Raw genomic sequence first — 17,091 nt, forward strand, 5'->3', positions numbered from 1 at the left:
GATGCGCATCGGGGAACTCGCCGCACGGGCCGGGGTCAGTGTCCGCTCGGTGCGGTACTACGAAGAGCAGGGGTTGCTGTCCAGTGTCCGCAGCGCGAGCGGGCAGCGGCAGTACACCGACTACGCGGTCGAGCGGGTGGCGTTCATCCAGCGGCTGTACGCCGCGGGCCTGTCCAGCCGCACCATTGCCGACCTTCTGCCGTGCGTCGACGCGCCGAGCACCGAGACCGCCGACGCCGCTCTGGAGCGGATGGCGGCCGAGCGCGACCGGCTCTCCCGGCACATCGCCGACCTCGTCCGCACTCGCGACGCACTCGACGGCCTCATGGCCACGGCGCGAGCACATCGGGAAGCCCTGAACACGTCACGCTGAGACACTGGGACACCGGGGGTGAGCGGGTTAGGGTGGGGCGATGGGAACCTTCGACCCCAGTCACCTGCTCGACGTCGCCCGCGCCGAAGCACTGGCGGGCCGCGCGGAGGGCGGGGTCCCGATCGGAGCAGCGCTGTTCACAGTGGACGGTGAACTGCTCGGGCGCGGGCACAACCGCCGGGTGCAGGACGACGACCCGTCGATGCACGCCGAAACCGCGGCCTTCCGCAACGCGGGCCGCCGCAGGCACTACCGCGACACCGTGATGGTGACCACGCTCTCCCCCTGCTGGTACTGCAGTGGACTGGTCCGGCAGTTCGGCATCTCCCACGTGGTCATCGGCGAGGCCAGGACCTTCTCCGGCGGCCACGACTGGCTCGCCGAGCACGGCACCCGGATCACCGTCCTCGACGACCCCGCGTGCATCGCGCTCATGACGGAGTTCATCGCCCGGCACCCGGACCTCTGGTTCGAAGACATCGGCGCCGACACTCCCTAGCTCGCCTGCGGCGTGCCGTGAACGGCTAACCCCAGCCCTGGTCAGGGGTGTGTCCCACCTTCAGCGGCTCGAGGTCTCCCTTCGGGCTGGGTGAGCGCCCGGCCAGGGCCGGGCACCAGCGTGGGACACAAGCGCACGAGGATGGGACTCAGCCTCGCACCGGCCGGACCTTGCCAGCCCCTCAGGGCGAGGCCGGGCGGGTGGCTTCGGCTCCCGCGAGGCGTACGGGCATCGGCCCGGGTTCCGGCAGCGCGTCCCCCAGCACGCGCGCCCACTGACGCACGATGTTGCGCCGACGCCGGGTGTCGTCGGTGAGCAGGTTGGCCAGCCCCAGCCCCCGTGCGAGGTCCAAGGTGGCCTGGACGAGTTCCCGCACCCCCGGGTGGGATTCGCGCACGCCGAGCAGTTCCAGTGCGAGGCGGTGCGCCTCCCGGCCGACGCGGGCCTCCAGCGGCACGAGCACCGACTTCAGGGCCTCGTCCGTGGAGGCCGCGACCCACAGGTGCAGCGCGGCGCGGAACATCGGCCCGGCGTAGAGGTTGAGCAGCATGTCGACGACGGGTTCGATGCGGGATCCCCCCGCGGGAAGGGTGTCCGCGTAGTCGCGCAGGAGGCTCATCTGCACCTCGCTCAGGTACTCGACGGCCGCCGTCACCAGATCCTCCCTGGTGCGGAAGTGGTGCTGGGCCGCGCCGCGGGAAACCCCGGCCCGCTGCGCGACCACCGCCACCGTCGTTCCACTCCAGCCGAGATCGCCGAGACACTCGACGGCGGCTTCGATCAGCCGCCGCCGGGTGGTCCGGCTGCGTTCCTGCTGCGGTTCTCGCGCTGGCGTGGTCAAAGCACTCCTAGCTAGGGGTTGCGCTCCTCCCCGAATGCCCTGCTCCTAATAGGACTTCGGGAGGCCGAGGCTGTGCTGTGCGACGAAGTTCAGCACCATCTCCCGGCTCACCGGGGCGATCCGGCCGACCCGGACCGCCGCGAGCAGCGTACCCAGGCCGTACTCCGAAGCCAGACCGTTACCCCCGTGAACCTGGACCGCGGTGTCCACGGCCTTGATCGCCACCTCGGCCGCGGCGTACTTGGCCATGTTCGCCGCCTCGCCCGCGCCGAAGTCGTCACCGGAGTCGTAGAGGGCGGCGGCCTTCTGCGTCATCAGCTTCGCCAGTTCCAGTTCGATCTTCACCTGGGCCAGCGGGTGCGCCAGGCCCTGGTGGCTGCCGATCGGCGCACCCCACACGCTGCGCTGCCGGGCGTAGTCCACCCCCTTGTCCAGCGCGTAGCGCGCGACGCCGAGGGAGAAGGACGCGCCCATGATCCGCTCCGGGTTCAACCCGGCGAACAGCTGTGCCAGCGCCGCGTCCTCCGAGCCGACCAGGGCGTCGGCGGGCAGCCGCACGTCGTCCAGGAACAGCCCGAACTGCTTGTCGGCCGAGACCAGATCCATTTCGATCTGCCGGTACTCGAAGCCGGGCGCGTCGGTGGGCACGATGAACAGGGCCGGCTTCAGCTTTCCGGTCCTGGCGTCCTCGGTGCGGCCGACCACGAGCACCGCCTCGGCTTCGTCCACCCCGGAGATGAACACCTTGCGCCCGTTGAGGATCCAGTCGCCGCCGTCGCGGTGGGCGGTGGTGGTGATCCGGTGCGAGTTCGACCCGGCGTCGGGTTCGGTGATGGCGAAGGACATCCGCACCTCGCCGGTGGCGAACCGGGGCAGCCAGCGGCTCTTCTGCTCGTCGGTGCCGTAGCGCGCGATCACCGTCGCGCAGATGGCCGGAGACACCACCATCAGCAGCATCGGTGTGCCCGCGGCGCAGAACTCCTCGCACACCGCGGCGAGGTCGCCGATCCCCGCACCGCCGCCGCCGTACTCCTCCGGCACCGCGACACCGAGGTAGCCCAGCCGCCCAGCCTCGTTCCACAGATCAGTCGTGTGCCCGCCGGAGCGGGCGAGCTTGAGGTAGTACTCGTGGCCGTAGCTGCGGGCCAGTTCGCCGACGGCCTTGCGCAGCGCCAGCCGCTCTTCGGATTCGGTGAAGCTCATGCGGTCTCCTTTGCCGACGTGGTGACGACCGCGAGCACGGCCCCCACTTCCACCTGCTGCCCCACGGACACCGGAAGCTGGTCGACCACGCCGTCGGCCGGTGCGCTGATCCGGTGTTCCATCTTCATTGCTTCCAGCCACAGCAAGGGATCCCCTGCCGCGACCGTGTCCCCCGCCTGCACCGCGACCCGCAACACCGTGCCGGGCATCGGGGCCACCAGTGAGCCTGCCGCGAGCGCGGCGCCCGGTTCGGTGAACCGCGGCAGCGGGGTCAGGCTGACCGGGCCGACGCACACCAGGCCCGGGTAGCGGCCGACGTCGAAGGCGCGGCGCACGCCGCCGACGTCGAGCACCACGTGGTCCGGGGTGGCGTGCACGAGGGCGACGTCGGTGCCGTCCACCCCGCCGACCACCCGGGCCCCGTCCCGCCCGAAGGAGTAGGCGATTTCGTACTCGGCCTCGCCCACGGCGTAACGCTTGCGTTGCGGCGCCGACGGCAGATTGCGCCAGCCGCTGGGCAGGCGATGCCCGGTGCGGTTGGCTGCCGCGTCGGCGAAGGCCGCGGCGGCCGCGGCGAGCCGCTCGTCACCGAGCGGGCGGGCCAGCACGTCCAGTCCGTGCCGGTCGAAGAAGGCAGTGTCGATGTCCCCGGCGAGGAACGCGTCGTGGCGCAGCACGTTGACCAGCAGATCGCGGTTGGTGCGCACGCCGTGGATGCGCGCACCGGCGAGCGCGGTGGCCAGCTTGCGCGCCGCCCCGGCGCGGTCCGGTGCCCAGGCGATGACCTTCGCCAGCATCGGGTCGTAGGCGACGCCGATCACCGACCCGGCGGCCACCCCGGTGTCGACCCGCACGTCGCCGGGCACCTCGAACCGGTGCAGCGTGCCGGTCTGCGGTTGCCACCCGGCGGCCGGGTCCTCCGCGTAGAGCCGCGCTTCGATCGCATGACCGGTCCACTGTGGAGGATCGGCGGGCAGCGGATGCCCCTCCGCGACGCGGATCTGCTCGGCCACCAGGTCGAGCCCGGTGACCAGCTCGGTGACCGGGTGCTCGACCTGCAGGCGCGTGTTCATCTCGAGGAAGAAGAACTCACCGCCGGAGGTCGCCAGGAACTCGACGGTACCGGCGCCGACGTACCCGATCGCCTTGGCGGCCTTGCGCGCCGCGTCGAACAGCTCTTCGCGCATCGCGTCGTCCACCAGCGGCGAGGGCGCCTCCTCCAGGACCTTCTGGTGCCGTCGCTGGATCGAGCACTCCCGCTCCCCGACCGCCCAGACCGTGCCGTGCTCGTCGGCGAGCACCTGCACCTCGATATGCCTGCCGGTTTCCAGGTACCGCTCGCAGAACACGGTCGGATCGCCGAAGGCCGAGGCGGCCTCGGCCGAGGCGCTGCGCACGGCGCCGGCCAGCTCGCCGAGTTCGCGGACCACGCGCATGCCCCGGCCGCCGCCCCCGGCCGAGGCCTTCACCAGCACCGGGAGATCGGCCTCGGTGACCTTCGCCGGGTCCAGTTCGGCCAGCACCGGCACCCCGGCACCGGCCATCAGCCGTTTGGCCTCCACTTTGGACCCCATCGCCTCGATGGCCTCGGGCGGCGGGCCGATCCAGGTCAGTCCCGCGTCGAGCACCGCGCGGGCGAAGGCGGCGTTTTCGGATAGGAAGCCGTAACCAGGATGCACCGCGTCGGCCCCGGTCGCCCGCGCCGCCGCGACCAGCAGGTCCGCGCGCAGGTAGGTGTCGGAGGGCGCGGTGCCCGGCAGGCGGACCGCGGCGTCCGCCCCGGCCACGTGCGGCGCATCCGCGTCGGCGTCGGAGAACACCGCGGCCCGCGCGATGCCCAGTTCGGCACAGGTGCGGAACACCCGCAGTGCGATCTCGCCCCGGTTGGCGACCAGCAGATTCTTGATCACGTCCATCACATCCGGAAGACGCCGAAGCCCTCGGCGCCCCTGATCGGTCCATTGTGGATCGCGGAAAGGCTCATCCCCAGCACGGTCCTGGTGTCCCGCGGATCGATGATGCCGTCGTCGTAGAGCATGCCGGACAGGAACATCGGCATCGACTCCGCCTCGATCTGCTGTTCCACCATCGCCCGCATCGCCTTGTCGGCCTCCTCGTCGTAGGGCTGTCCGCGGCCCGCCGCCGAGGCGCGGGCGACGATCGAGAGCACACCGGCGAGCTGCTGCGGGCCCATCACCGCGGACTTCGCGCTCGGCCAGGCGTAGAGGAACCGGGGACCGTAGGCCCGGCCGCACATACCGTAGTGCCCGGCGCCGTAGGAGGCGCCCATGAGCACCGAGATGTGCGGCACCTTGGAGTTCGACACCGCATTGATCATCATCGAACCGTGCTTGATGATGCCCGCCTGCTCGTATTCCTTGCCCACCATGTAGCCGGTGGTGTTGTGCAGGAAGATCAGCGGGGTGTCGGTCTGGTTGGCCAGCTGGATGAACTGGGTGGCCTTCTGCGACTCCTCGCTGAACAGCACGCCCTGCGCGTTGGCGAGGATGCCGACCGGGTAACCGTGCAGGTCGGCCCAGCCGGTGACCAGGCTGGTCCCGTACAGCGGTTTGAACTCGTCGAAATCGGAACCGTCGACGATCCTGGCGATCACCTCGCGCGGGTCGAACGGGATCTTCAGATCGCCCGGCACGATGCCGAGCAGCTCTTCGGCGTCGTAGCGCGGTTCCTCGTACTCGGGTTTCGGCGAGGGCCCCAGTTTGCGCCAGTTCAGCCGTTTCACGATGGCGCGGCCGAGCCGGATCGCGTCCTGTTCGTCCACGGCGAGGTAGTCGGCCAGGCCGGAGCGGCGGGCGTGCATCTCGGCGCCGCCCAGTGACTCGTCGTCGGATTCCTCTCCCGTGGCCATCTTCACCAGCGGCGGGCCGCCGAGGAACACCTTCGCCCGTTCCCTGACCATCACCACGTAGTCGGACATGCCTGGCAGGTAGGCGCCTCCGGCCGTGGAGTTGCCGAACACCAGCGCGACCGTGGGCCTGCGCTCGGCCGAGGCCGCGGTGAGGTTGCGGAAGGTCCGCCCGCCCGGGATGAAGATCTCCTTCTGGGTGGGGAGGTCGGCTCCGCCGGACTCGACGAGGTTGATCGTGGGGAGCCGGTTTTCGGCCGCGATCTCCGCCGCGCGCAGGCCCTTCTTGAGGCTGGAGGGGTTGCTCGCGCCTCCCTTCACCGTCGGGTCGTTCGCGACGATCATGCATTCGACGCCCTCGACCACCCCGATGCCGGTGATCACGCTGCCGCCGACGTGGTAGTTCGTCCCCCAGGCGGCCAGCGGCGACAGTTCGAGGAACGGGGAATCCTCGTCGAGCAGCAGTTCGATGCGCTCGCGGGCGAGCAGCTTGCCGCGTTTGCGGTGCCGCTCGACGTACTTCTCCCCGCCCCCGGCGACCGCCTTGGCGTGCTCCGCCTCCAGTTCGGCGAGCTTGGCCAGCATAGCCTCCCGGTTGGCCGCGAACTCCGCGCCCGCGGCGTCCACTCCGGACCTGATGACACTCAAGCCGTGTACCCCAATCGTTTCGCCGCGAGACCGGTGAGGATCTCGTTCGTGCCCCCGCCGATGCCGAGGATGCGGACATCCCGGTAGTGACGCTCCACTTCGGACTCCCGCAGGTACCCGAGGCCGCCGTGCAGTTGTACCGCCTCGTTCACCACCCACTCGGCGGTCTCCACCGCGGAGTTCTTGGCGAAGCAGGCCTCGGCGACGCAGTCGTCCCCGGCCACGTACCGCTGCGCGACGTGCCGGGTGTAGACCCGGGCCACGTCGATCCGGCGGGCCATGTCGGTGAGCTTGTGCTGCACCAGTTGCCTGCTGATCAGCGGACGGCCGAAGGTCTCGCGCAACCGGCACCAGCCGAGCGTGAGGTCCAGCGCCCGCTGCGCGGTCGCGTAGGCCTGGACGGCCAGCGAAAGCCGCTCGGTGACGAACTGGGTCGCGATCTGGGCGAACCCGCCGTTCTCCGGCCCGACGAGGTTCGCCACCGGCACCCGGACATCCACATAGGACAGCTCGGCGGTGTCCGAGCAGTGCCAGCCCATCTTCTCCAGCCTGCGGGTCACGGTGAAACCTGGCGTGCCCCGCTCGATGACCAGCAGCGACAGCCCGTGCGCGCCGGGCCCGCCCGTGCGCACCGCGGTGGTGACGAAGTCGGCACGGCAGCCGGAGGTGATGAAGATCTTGGCGCCGTTGACCACGTAGTGCTCGCCCTCGCGGCGGGCGGTGGTACGGATCGACGCGACGTCGGAACCGCCGTCGGGCTCGGTGACGGCCAGCGCGCCGATCAGCTCGCCCGCCAGCGTGGGCCGCACCCACCGCTCGATCTGCTCCGGGTCCCCGGCGGCGACCAGGTGCGGCAGCGCGATCCCGCAGGTGAGCAGGGAAGCGATCAGGCCGCCGGAACCGCCCGCGTAGAGGATCTCCTCGGCGACGGTGAGCGCGTCGAGGAAGTCCCCGCCGCCCCCTCCGGCGCCTTCCGGGAAGGACACTCCGAGCAGTCCGATCGCACCGGCCTTGGCGTGCAGTGCGCGGGGCAGTTCCCCCGCCCGCTCCCAGTCGTCGAGATGCGGCAGCACCTCGGCTTCGACGAACCGGCGCACGGTTTCCCGCAGCGCGGCGCGTTCCGGAGTTTCCGTCATGCCGTGCCCTCCGGGATGTCCGCGTACCGCGCGCGCAACCATTCGCCGAGCGCCTTGGCCTGCGGGTCGAACCTGGCCTGCGAGGCCACTCCCTCGCCCAGCAGGCCACTCACCACGAAGTTGACCGAACGCAGGTTGGGCAGCAGATGGCGGCGCACCGGCAGCCCGGCCGTTTCCGGAAGCAGGCGGCGGAACTCCTCGACGGTCAGCCGGTGGGCCAGCCACCGCCAGGCCTCGTCGTCGCGAGCCCAGACACCAAGGTTGGCGTCGCCGCCCTTGTCCCCGCTGCGGGCGCCGAACAGCTCACCCAGGGGCGCATGCCGCACCGGGCCGCGATAGGGCTCCGGCAGCGGCGGTTCCTCCACTTCGGACAGTTCGGCGGTCTCGGGGGCGGGCGCGATCTCCACCTTCGTCCCGTCGGGCAGTACCGCGATGTGCGGCACCTCGTGGGCGTCCACGAAGGATGCCGTGTACACGCCGTAGGGCGAGGCATCCGACGGCGGGGCCGTCACGTGGAAGCCGGGGTAGCTGGCGAGGGCGAGTTCCACGGCCGCGCCGCTGAACGCCCGGCCCGCGACCTTCGGATCGGCGTCCTTGACCGCGCAGTGCAGCAGCGCGCTCGCGCGCTGCTCGGTGTCGGCGTCCTCGTGGTCGGTGCGGGCCAGCCTCCAGCGGATCTCGGCGGGCCGGTGCTCGCCCAGCGCCCGTTCGAGCTGCTCCCGGACCAGCGCCGCCTTGGCCTCGATGTCCAGCCCGGTGAGCACGAAGGTGGTTTCGTTCCGGAACCCGCCCAGGGCGTTGAGGCAGACCTTCAGCGACGGCGGGGGTGGTTCCCCCTTCGTCCCGCTGATCCGCACCCGGTCGCGCCCCGCCTGTGCCAGGTGGACGGTGTCGAAGCGGGTGGTCACATCGGGCCCGGCGTAGCGGGCGCCGCCGATCTCGTACAGCAACTGGGCGGTGACCGTGCCGGTGGTGACGGCGCCACCGGTGCCCTCGTGCTTGGTGATCACGCTCGACCCGTCGGCCTCGATCTCCGCGATCGGGAAACCGGGGTGGCCCAGCTCGTGCTCGGTGAAGAACGCGTAGTTGCCGCCGGTCGCCTGGGCGCCGCACTCCAGCACGTGCCCGGCGACCACGGCGCCCGCCAGTACGTCGTAGTCGTCACGGCCCCAGCCGAAGTGCGCCGCGGCCGGCCCCACCACCAGCGAGGCGTCGGTGACCCGGCCGGTCACCACCACGTCGGCCCCGGCGCGGAGGCAGTCCGCGATGCCCCAGGCACCGAGGTAGGCGTTGGCGGTCAGCGGCCTGCCCAGGCCCAGTTCGGCGGCCCTGGGCAGCAGGTCGTCGCCTTCGACATGGGCCACGGCCACGTCGAGGCCGAGCTTGCCCGCCAGTGCGCGGACGGCGTCGGCGAGCCCGGCGGGGTTGAGCCCGCCCGCGTTCGTGACGATCCTGACGCCCCGGTCCTTGGCCAGACCGAGGTTTTCTTCCAGCTGGCGCAGGAAGGTCTTGGCGTAGCCCCGGGCCGGGTCCTTGAGCCGGTCGCGGCCGAGGATCAGCATGGTCAGCTCGGCCAGGTAGTCGCCGGTCAGCACGTCCAGCGGGCCGCCGGTGAGCATTTCCCGCATCGCGGCGAAGCGGTCGCCGTAGAAGCCGGAGGCGTTGCCGATGCGCAGGATTCCCGGGGTGCTCACGCGAACTGCCCCGCCTTCCGCCCGCCGCCGGGCGGGCCGGCGAAGGCCTGGGCGATCTCCAGCCATTTCGCCACGTCCTCGCCCACGGCCACCAGATCGGTGTCGGCCGGGTGGCGACGCTGCGTGACGACCAGGCAGAAGTCGAGCGCGCTGCCGGTCAACCGCTGCGCGGCGTCCTCAGGGCCGAAGGCCCACACCTCACCCTCGGGTGAGCGCAGTTCCACCCGGAACTCCTCGGCGGGCGGGGCGAGCGAGTGCAGGGAAAAGGCGAAGTCGCGGGTGCGCACCCCGAACCGCGTGATATGGCGGATGCGGCCGGTCGGCTCGCGGGTGAGGCCCAGCGCGTCCACCACGTCCTGCGCGTGGGCCCAGGTCTCCATCAGGCGGGCGGTCACCATCGAGGCCGCGCTCATCGGCGGGCCGTACCAGGGAAACTTCGCGCCCTCCGGCGCCTTGGCCAGCGCATCGGCCAGCTCCGCCCGGCCCGTGCGCCACTGGGCGAGCAGCTCCTCGCGCGGCCTGCGCGCCTCTTCCTCGGCTCCCCTGGCCACGTAGTCGTCACCGGCGGCCAGCGCCTGGCGCACCTCGCGGTCGAACTCACCGGGGGTGCGCACGGCGATCAGCGCCTTCGCGTCCGTCCAGGCCAGATGCCCGATCTGGTGCGCGATCGTCCACCCCTTGGCCGGTGTCGGCCGGGACCAGTCCGTGTCCGGGGCCGCGACCAACTCGTCCAGGGACTGGCTTTCGGCCGCCAGATCCCCCAAGATCGGTCCAAGATCCACCACAGCAGTCGCCTCCTCGCGCGCTTGCAAGCGAGGGTGGCACCGCCGTGAAGAAAAATCAAGCGCGCTTGATTGTTTTTTTTGGGACGAACGCAGCAACCACAGGACAAGGAGCAGGAGTGGCCGAGTACGCCGAGATCACCTACACCGTCGAAGACCGGATCGCGACGATCACCCTCAACCGGCCGCAGGCCCGCAACGGCTACACGGTGCGCATGTCGGACGAGCTCGCCGACGCGTTCGGCCGCGCCGACTCCGACGAGGAGGTCCGCGTCGTGGTGTTCACCGGCGCCGGGGACCACTTCTGCGTCGGCGCGGACCTGTCACAGGGCGGCTTCGACTTCGACGGCGAGCCGGACGGGCCGTGGCAGGAACCCGCGGGCCGGTGCGCGAAGCGGATCTTCCTGATGAACAAGCCCGTCATCGCCGCGCTCCGGGGCGCCGCCGTGGGCGCGGGCATCACCATCACGCTCTCCGCCGACTACCGGCTCGCCGCCACCGACGCCAGGTTCGGGTTCGTGTTCACCCGCCGCGGCATCTTCCCCGAAGGTGCTTCGGCCTGGTTCCTGCCCCGGCTGGTCGGGATGGGCACCGCACTAGACTGGATGATCAGCGGACGTCTGTTCGGCGCCGAGGAGGCCAAGGCCGCCGGGCTGGTGCAGCGCGTGTACGAACCGGACGAACTGCTCGGCAAGGCCTACGAGTTGGCCCGCGAGATCGTCACCAGCACCGCGCCGGTGTCGGTCGCCGTCACCCGGCAACTGCTGTACCGGATGTCCGGACTCGACTCCCCGCTCCCGGTGCACGAACTGGACTCGAAGCTCATCGCGGGCCTGCCCGCGCACGCCGACTCCGTCGAGGGTGTCGTGTCGTTCTTCGAGAAGCGGCCACCGAAGTTCACCCTCGAGGTCGGCAAGGACCTGCCCGCCTACCTCCCCTGGCTCGATTCCTGACCCGCACACCGTGAGAAGACCCCGGCACCGGTCGGCGTTGGCCGCGGGTGTGCTCACCGGCCTGCGCGGCAACAGTCGATTCGACTGTGAAGGGACCCTTCACGGCTCGATGTCCGCCCGCACGGGGAGAGTGCGACCGCGCTGCGGATCGGCATCCCGTGGGAACTTCCCGCCGACCTGCTGTCCGAGGCGCTGCTCGACCTGGCCGTGGCCCATCCCGGGACTCGGGTCCAGGCACGGCACCTGTCCACCACCGAACAGGTCGCGGCTCTGCGCCGAAGACCTCGACCTGGGGCTGATCCGGGAACGCCCCCTCGGGCAGGAGTTCGACGCGATGCTGGTCGTCGAAGAGCCCCTGGATGTCCTGCTCGCGGCAGAGCGCGCCGAGGGACTGGCCGGATCCGGCGGCATCCGGCCGGAGGCGTTGAACGAACTCGACCGGGTCGGCTTCCCCCGCTCCGGCAGCCCCGCCTGGTACGACGAACCGTGTGGAACGCGGGCTCGCACCGCCGCGACCTCGGCCACCTGGTAGCCGCACTCGACCAGCCCACCACCACGAGCTGATCCAGCCTTGATTACCCATAGGCTGCTGTCGCCTTCCACCGCCTTCCACGCTGTCACCGCCCCGACCGAACCGCTGTTGGACATGGCCCGGGTGGCTGCTGTCAAGACCGGGAGGACCGCACGGTGCGGAGCACCCCGGCGACCACCACGAGGCCCCACACGACGGCCAGTGCGATGAGAAGGCCGGGCAGCACGTTCCGGTCGTGCAGGCCGGGTTGTGACGGGGCCCCGAACGCCCGCCACAGCAGCGGCACCGCCAGCAGAGCGAGGATCGCGCTGACGACGAGCCCGATCGTCAGCGGCGCGCGCCAGTGCCGTGGCGCCAGGCGCGCCACGGCCAGGCCGACCAGCCCGCAGACCGGCGCGATCACCGCGTCGTGCAGAACAGGACCGCCGATCAACCACCCGGCCGCCACGAGCGCCTGGTCCGGCTGTGGAATGGCCCACTGGATCAGCAGGACCGCGCCCCAGGCAAGGCCTGCCAGCCCGGCCGCCAGCAGGATCACCCTCGCGAGCTTCATCGCACCTCCAGCCGCGACACCCACTTGGTCTGCAACACGCCGGGGCGGTTGGGCGCGATGAGCCGGCACGGGTAGCCGTGGTCCAGATCGAGTACCTGGCCGTCGAGCCGCAACGCGAGCAGGGTGAGCGGATCCGTCGTGTGCGTTGCGGGCAGTTCGCTCGCCGCGTAGATCCCGTTCTTCTCCAACGAGGTCACCGCGACCACCGAGCCCGGTTCGGCGCCCACCGCGCGCAGCAGGTCCGGCAGCGCGACCCCGCTCCAGGTGGCCTGCTGGCTCCAGCCCTCCACGCAGGCGATGGGCAACTCGGCGGTGGTCTGCGGCATGCGCCTCAGATCGTCCAGCGAGAACCGGGTCACGCCGCTGCGGGTGGCCACTTCCAGCCGCCAGTCCGGTGAGGTGGCCTCGCCGATGACGGCCGCGCCGGACGCGGTGCGGTTGACCGGTACCCCCTGCTTTCCGTCGCTGCCACGCCAGGACAGCAGCGACACCGGGCGCAGCCACGGCACGGTCGCGCCCGCGGTGGCCACCACGGCGACCCCGCTCACCGCGGCGGTGGCACCGAGAAACGCGCGCCGCGACAGCGAACGCGGCCGGTCCCCGGCGTCCTGGGCATCACCACCGGGCTTGCGCCGGGACAGCCCTTCGGCGATGAGCGGCAGTTTGACCGCGATGTGCACGACGACCGAGCCGATCGCCACCCACGCGAGCGCATAGTGGACCTGCGGGAAATAGAAGTTCCACGGATAGTTCTGTGCCACGTTGAACAAGCCGGTGATCAGCTCGAACACGCCCGACGCCACCAACACGAGGATCGAGCCGCGTTCGAGCGCGTGCGCGAGCGAACGGACGACCGGCCGCTCGAACAGCTTCGGGTAGACGTTCCACAACTTGGCCAGCAGCAAGGGAATCGACGCGATTCCGCTGATCACGTGGAGACCCTGGGTCACCCGGTACAGCCCGGCTGGGCGACTCGGCCACGCGAACCACGACGGCGGGTGCTGGATCAGATGGCTGATCAGCCCCGTGACGAAGCAGACCGTGAAGGTGACCGCCAACGCCAACCCCAGCCGGCTGGTCACCGTCACGGAAAATCGTTCTCTCACAAGCACACCACAGACGGTAGGTCCATCGTAGACGGTTGCGGAACACCTCCGGTGCTTACCAAATCCTGACATCCTTTCGGTCCCCGGTTCGTTCAGCACGGCCAACGCACCTGTCGGGCGTTGGCCGTGAAGGGTCCCTTCGGCGGGGGTGACGGGCCGGCAAAAGGAGGTTGCGGGTTGCCGTGAGGGGACCCCTCACGGGACGCGCCCCGGGGTGTAGCGCATGAGGTCGAGGGCGAAGGCGACGTAGCGCTCGGCGATCCGCTCCGCGGTGAGCGGACCGTCGGGCCGCCACCAGCTCGTCATCGCGGTGCACATGGTGGCCACCGCCCGCGCGGCCTCGCGCGGGTGCCCGGTGCGGAACCGGCCCTCCTTCGCCGCGGCGGCGGCCTCCTCGTCGAGCATGCGCTGCTGGGCTATCCGCAGGCCGGCGATCCTGCGCCGGTTGTCCGGGGCGAGGCTGCGCATCTCGCTGGCGCCGAGGAACCCGAGCTCGCGGCGATGCGTGTGGAACAGCGCGAGGTTCTCGACGAGGAGGCCGAACCTCTCCACCGGATCCGTCCCCTCCGCCCGGGCCGCGGCGGCCCGCCACAGCAGTTCGGTCATCGCGACGTCGAGCAGCGCCAGCAGCATGTCCTGTTTGCTCGCGTGGTAGTGGTAGATCCCGGCCACCGACAGGCCGCAGCGTGCGGCGATGCCGCGCACGGTGGCACCGTGGTAACCGATCGCCAGGAACTCGTCGAGCGCCCCCCGGAGCACCGGTTCCAGCTCCAGGTGGCCGTAGGCGCGCCACTCCCCCGCCTCCGGCGGCGCCGGAGGCCCGGCCTGCGGGAGCACGTCCGCCTCCCGGGTGAGGTCGATGTCCAGGATCTGCGGCACGGTCAGCTCCAGCGCGTCGGCGATGCCGCGCAACCGCTGCACACTCAGTCCCGTCCGGCCGTTCTCGATCTGGCTGAGCGTGGCGGGACTGATCCCGAGCGCGCGGGCGAGGCTGCGCAGGCTCAGCCCGCGGGCCGTGCGGGCCGCGCGCACCTGCGCGCCCACGTTCTCGTCCACAGGCCCCGCTGCCTGGCTCCTCGTCACCGCACCGACCCTTCACTCACCAGTGTTTGGCAGATCTAAACATTGGTCCGCCGTGTTCGTCCAGAAGCGGTTATTGACGGGGCAACAATGATCGGCAACACTCCCAAACACGTCACCGTTCGAACGCTCGGCCGGTTCACGTGCAAAGGAGACAATGATGTCCGAGGCAACCGACGCCCCCGCCATGCGCGAACTGCTGGGAGAAGACGCGCCCACCAACTGGGGCAAATGGGGTCCCGATGACGAACTGGGCTGCCTGAACTACCTCGACGCCAAGGAAGTGCTGCGCGGCGTCCGGCACGTCCGCTCGGGGCAGGTGTTCACCCTCCAGATCCACATGGGCCGCACCGACGGCCCCGGCGACCCGCTGTGGCCCGGCCGTGAGGGCATCCAGCGGCAGAACGTGCTCGACGAATCCACTTGGGACACCACCGCCGCCCCGTCCTTCCCCGGTGGCCTGCACTACGCCGACGACACCGCGCTGATCTTCCTGCAGGGTTCGACGCAGTACGACGCGCTCGGGCACGTCTGGTACGACGGCAAACTCTGGAACGGCTACGACGCGCGCTCCACGGTCGGCGGGATGCACAAGGCCTCCGTGCTCCCGATCGCCGAAAAGGGCGTGGTCGGGCGCGGTGTGCTGATCGACATGGCACGGCACCGCGGCAAGCAGTGGCTCGACAAGGGCGAAACGTTCGACCACAACGACCTCGAAGAGGCCGCACGGGCGCAGGGCGTGACCATCGAGCCGCACGACATCCTGTGCATCCGGACGGGCTGGCTGAAGTACTGGTACGACCTGAACGATCCGGAAAAGTTCTACGAAGGCTTCTGCGAGCCCGGCCTGACCTATTCCCGCGACCTGGTGGAATGGTTCCGGGACAAGGAGATCCCGAACCTGGTCACCGACACGATCGCCAACGAGGTCACCAACGAACCGGACACCGGCGTCGCGCTGCCGCTGCACTGCGCGCTGATGCGGAACCTGGGTGTCACGCTGACCGAGATCGCCTGGCTGGACGACCTCGCCGAGGCGTGCGCCGCCGACGGGCGGTGGAGCTTCCTGTACGCGGCGGCCCCGCTGAAGGTCGTCAACGGCACCGGCGCGCCGGTCAACCCCGTCGCCATCCGCTGAAGCCATGAGCGCCTACGACGACAAGCCCTGGCTGGCCCGGTATCCGGAAGGGCAGCCTGCCGAGATCACGCCGGAGTTCACCGACGCGCTGGCCCTGTTCCGCGCCTCCGCCGAACGCAGTCCGGACACCGACGCGATCCGCTACTTCGACGGCCGGATCACCTACGCCGAACTCGACGCCCTGACCGACGCCTTCGCCGCGGGCCTGCTCGACACCGGGTTCCAGCGGGGCGACCGCGTCGCGCTGTACCTGCAGAACGTGCCGCAGTTCCTGATCGGGCTGATCGGGACCTGGAAGGCGGGCGGAATCGCCGTTTCGGTGAACCCGATGAACCGCGAGCGCGAACTGGAGCTGCTGCTCAACGACTCCGGTGCGCGAGTTCTCGTGTGCCTGCAAAGCCTTTACCGCGATGTCGCGTCGAAGGTGCTGGCGGGCACCGGGGTCCGCACCGTGCTCACCACGTCCGAACTGGAGTACCAGACGCGTGACGATCCCCGGGCCTTCGCGGGCTCGGAGCGGATCGAACTGCCGGACACGACCGACCTCGCGGAAATGCTGGCCCGCTTCGCGGGCCGGACACCGCCTCCGGTGTCCTACACCGCGGACGACGTCGCCTTCCTCACCTACACCTCGGGCACCACGGGCCCGCCCAAGGGCGCGATGAACACCCACGGCAACGTCACGTTCAACAGCCAGACCTGCCGGGAATGGTTCGGCCTCGGCCCGGGGGACGCGGTGCTCGGCGTGGCACCGCTGTTCCACATCACCGGGCTGATCGGCCACATCGGACTGTCGCTGCTGCTGGGCGCGCCGCTGGTGCTGTTCCACCGGTTCGAGCCCTCGCTGGCGATCGACGTCATCCGCGAACAGCGCCCGACGTTCACCGTCGGCTCGATCACGGTGTTCATCGCACTGATGAACGCCCCGAACGCCGAACGCGAGGCGCTGGAGAGCCTGACGAAGATCTGGTCGGGCGGCGCGCCGATCCCGCCGTCCACCGTGAAGGCCTTCTCCGCCGCCTTCGGCCGCTACATCCACAACATCTACGGCCTGACCGAGACGACCTCCCCGTCGCACGGCGTGCCCTACCAGGCCGACGCCCCGGTGGACGACGCGTCGGGCGCACTGTCGGTCGGTGTCCCGGTGTTCAACACGATGGTGCGGATCGTCGGCGAGGACGGCACCGAACTGCCGCCCGGCGAAATCGGCGAGATCGTCACCAGCGGGCCGCAGGTGGTGGCGGGCTACTGGAACAAGCCCGAGGAGACCGCGAAGGCCATCCCCGGCGGCGCGCTGCACACCGGCGACGTGGGCTACATGGACGAAGCGGGCTGGTTCTACATCGTCGACCGCAAGAAGGACCAGATCAACGCGGGCGGCTACAAGGTCTGGCCCCGTGAAGTCGAAGACGTTCTGTACGAGCACGAGGCGGTGCGTGAGGCCGCCGTCGTGGGCGTGCCGGACGTCTACCGCGGCGAGACGGTGAAGGCCTTCGTCAGCCTCCGGCCCGGCAAGACGGCCACCGCCGAGGAGCTCATCGCGTTCTGCAAGGCCCGGATGGCGGCCTACAAGTATCCGCGCCAGGTGGAATTCCTCGACGAGATCCCGAAAACCGCCACCGGCAAGCTGCTGCGCCGGGAACTGAGGGCACGGGAACAAGCCTGAGCCCCGGACACCGGGGTGTGC

The 17,091-nt window shown here is 70.5% G+C and carries 17 protein-coding genes; 6 read left to right on the forward strand and 11 right to left on the reverse strand.

Features of this window, described 5'->3' with window-relative positions:
* Position 1: 1 nt before the first annotated feature.
* Together ORV05_RS17595 and ORV05_RS17600 are read left to right on the forward strand one after the other, a co-directional pair.
* Positions 2-373, forward strand: a complete 372-nt coding sequence (locus ORV05_RS17595) for a MerR family transcriptional regulator (protein WP_268759797.1) — start codon at positions 2-4, stop codon at positions 371-373.
* 40 nt (positions 374-413) lie between these two features.
* Positions 414-872: a nucleoside deaminase gene (locus ORV05_RS17600; RefSeq protein WP_268759592.1), complete on the forward strand. Its 459-nt coding sequence runs from the start codon at positions 414-416 to the stop codon at positions 870-872.
* Positions 873-1,053: 181 nt separating this feature from the next.
* On the opposite strand, the gene ORV05_RS17605 is transcribed toward ORV05_RS17600, so the two are convergent.
* The 7 genes from ORV05_RS17605 to ORV05_RS17635 form a co-directional block, all read right to left on the reverse strand.
* Positions 1,054-1,713 (reverse strand): TetR/AcrR family transcriptional regulator, encoded by a 660-nt coding sequence (locus ORV05_RS17605; RefSeq protein ID WP_268759593.1) that lies wholly within the window; start codon positions 1,711-1,713, stop codon positions 1,054-1,056.
* Positions 1,714-1,758: 45 nt separating this feature from the next.
* Positions 1,759-2,916: an acyl-CoA dehydrogenase family protein gene (locus ORV05_RS17610; protein WP_268759594.1), complete on the reverse strand. Its 1,158-nt coding sequence runs from the start codon at positions 2,914-2,916 to the stop codon at positions 1,759-1,761.
* Positions 2,913-4,826, reverse strand: a complete 1,914-nt coding sequence (locus ORV05_RS17615; RefSeq protein WP_326938148.1) for an acetyl/propionyl/methylcrotonyl-CoA carboxylase subunit alpha — start codon at positions 4,824-4,826, stop codon at positions 2,913-2,915. The genes ORV05_RS17610 and ORV05_RS17615 overlap by 4 nt, the downstream gene beginning before the upstream one ends.
* A 5-nt stretch (positions 4,827-4,831) precedes the next feature.
* Positions 4,832-6,430: an acyl-CoA carboxylase subunit beta gene (locus tag ORV05_RS17620; RefSeq protein WP_268759596.1), complete on the reverse strand. Its 1,599-nt coding sequence runs from the start codon at positions 6,428-6,430 to the stop codon at positions 4,832-4,834.
* Positions 6,427-7,566 carry an acyl-CoA dehydrogenase family protein gene (locus ORV05_RS17625; protein ID WP_268759597.1) on the reverse strand — a complete coding sequence of 380 codons (1,140 nt, stop codon included), beginning with the start codon at positions 7,564-7,566 and terminating at the stop codon, positions 6,427-6,429. Before ORV05_RS17625 ends, ORV05_RS17620 begins: the two co-directional genes overlap by 4 nt.
* Positions 7,563-9,194, reverse strand: a complete 1,632-nt coding sequence (locus ORV05_RS17630; protein ID WP_268759798.1) for an acyclic terpene utilization AtuA family protein — start codon at positions 9,192-9,194, stop codon at positions 7,563-7,565. Before ORV05_RS17630 ends, ORV05_RS17625 begins: the two co-directional genes overlap by 4 nt.
* A 62-nt stretch (positions 9,195-9,256) precedes the next feature.
* The gene (locus tag ORV05_RS17635) at positions 9,257-10,045 is read right to left on the reverse strand and encodes a TIGR03084 family metal-binding protein (RefSeq protein ID WP_268759598.1); all 789 of its coding nucleotides are present in this window, start codon (positions 10,043-10,045) and stop codon (positions 9,257-9,259) included.
* 116 nt (positions 10,046-10,161) lie between these two features.
* Here ORV05_RS17635 and ORV05_RS17640 point away from each other — a divergent pair, with 116 nt between their 5' ends.
* On the forward strand, positions 10,162-10,995 hold the full coding sequence (locus tag ORV05_RS17640) for an enoyl-CoA hydratase-related protein (RefSeq protein ID WP_268759599.1): 834 nt from the start codon (positions 10,162-10,164) through the stop codon (positions 10,993-10,995).
* Between the two features lie 99 nt (positions 10,996-11,094).
* Here the strand turns inward: ORV05_RS17640 and ORV05_RS17645 are convergent, their stop codons facing one another.
* Entirely contained in the window at positions 11,095-11,238 is a 144-nt protein-coding gene (locus ORV05_RS17645) for a hypothetical protein (RefSeq protein WP_268759600.1), read from the reverse strand.
* A gap of 91 nt (positions 11,239-11,329) precedes the next feature.
* On the opposite strand from ORV05_RS17645, the gene ORV05_RS17650 reads away from it, so the two are divergent.
* Positions 11,330-11,527 (forward strand): hypothetical protein, encoded by a 198-nt coding sequence (locus ORV05_RS17650; protein WP_268759601.1) that lies wholly within the window; start codon positions 11,330-11,332, stop codon positions 11,525-11,527.
* 133 nt (positions 11,528-11,660) lie between these two features.
* On the opposite strand, the gene ORV05_RS17655 is transcribed toward ORV05_RS17650, so the two are convergent.
* The 3 genes from ORV05_RS17655 to ORV05_RS17665 form a co-directional block, all read right to left on the reverse strand.
* Positions 11,661-12,080, reverse strand: a complete 420-nt coding sequence (locus ORV05_RS17655) for a hypothetical protein (RefSeq protein ID WP_268759602.1) — start codon at positions 12,078-12,080, stop codon at positions 11,661-11,663.
* Positions 12,077-13,168, reverse strand: a complete 1,092-nt coding sequence (locus tag ORV05_RS17660) for a molybdopterin-dependent oxidoreductase (RefSeq protein ID WP_268759603.1) — start codon at positions 13,166-13,168, stop codon at positions 12,077-12,079. The genes ORV05_RS17655 and ORV05_RS17660 overlap by 4 nt, the downstream gene beginning before the upstream one ends.
* Positions 13,169-13,381: 213 nt before the next feature.
* Positions 13,382-14,242 (reverse strand): helix-turn-helix domain-containing protein, encoded by an 861-nt coding sequence (locus tag ORV05_RS17665; RefSeq protein ID WP_268759604.1) that lies wholly within the window; start codon positions 14,240-14,242, stop codon positions 13,382-13,384.
* Positions 14,243-14,426: 184 nt separating this feature from the next.
* On the opposite strand from ORV05_RS17665, the gene ORV05_RS17670 reads away from it, so the two are divergent.
* On the forward strand, positions 14,427-15,404 hold the full coding sequence (locus ORV05_RS17670) for a cyclase family protein (protein WP_268759605.1): 978 nt from the start codon (positions 14,427-14,429) through the stop codon (positions 15,402-15,404).
* A gap of 4 nt (positions 15,405-15,408) precedes the next feature.
* A complete protein-coding gene (locus ORV05_RS17675) occupies positions 15,409-17,070 on the forward strand; it encodes a long-chain-fatty-acid--CoA ligase (protein ID WP_268759607.1) in 1,662 nt (553 codons plus the stop codon).
* The last annotated feature ends 21 nt before the right edge of the window (positions 17,071-17,091 follow it).

Source organism: Amycolatopsis cynarae, assembly GCF_026802195.1.
Lineage (GTDB): Bacteria > Actinomycetota > Actinomycetes > Mycobacteriales > Pseudonocardiaceae > Amycolatopsis_E > Amycolatopsis_E rhizosphaerae.

Excerpts from the sequence above, each read along its gene's own strand:
- ORV05_RS17610 (WP_268759594.1), bottom strand. The coding sequence starts at position 2,916 with ATGAGCTTCACCGAATCCGAAGAGCGGCTGGCGCTGCGCAAGGCCGTC.
- ORV05_RS17600 (WP_268759592.1), top strand. The coding sequence starts at position 414 with ATGGGAACCTTCGACCCCAGTCACCTGCTCGACGTCGCCCGCGCCGAA.
- ORV05_RS17675 (WP_268759607.1), top strand. The coding sequence starts at position 15,409 with ATGAGCGCCTACGACGACAAGCCCTGGCTGGCCCGGTATCCGGAAGGG.
- ORV05_RS17650 (WP_268759601.1), top strand. The coding sequence starts at position 11,330 with ATGCTGGTCGTCGAAGAGCCCCTGGATGTCCTGCTCGCGGCAGAGCGC.
- ORV05_RS17670 (WP_268759605.1), top strand. The coding sequence starts at position 14,427 with ATGTCCGAGGCAACCGACGCCCCCGCCATGCGCGAACTGCTGGGAGAA.
- ORV05_RS17630 (WP_268759798.1), bottom strand. The coding sequence starts at position 9,194 with ATGCGGGAAATGCTCACCGGCGGCCCGCTGGACGTGCTGACCGGCGAC.
- ORV05_RS17625 (WP_268759597.1), bottom strand. The coding sequence starts at position 7,566 with ATGACGGAAACTCCGGAACGCGCCGCGCTGCGGGAAACCGTGCGCCGG.
- ORV05_RS17595 (WP_268759797.1), top strand. The coding sequence starts at position 2 with ATGCGCATCGGGGAACTCGCCGCACGGGCCGGGGTCAGTGTCCGCTCG.
- ORV05_RS17655 (WP_268759602.1), bottom strand. The coding sequence starts at position 12,080 with ATGAAGCTCGCGAGGGTGATCCTGCTGGCGGCCGGGCTGGCAGGCCTT.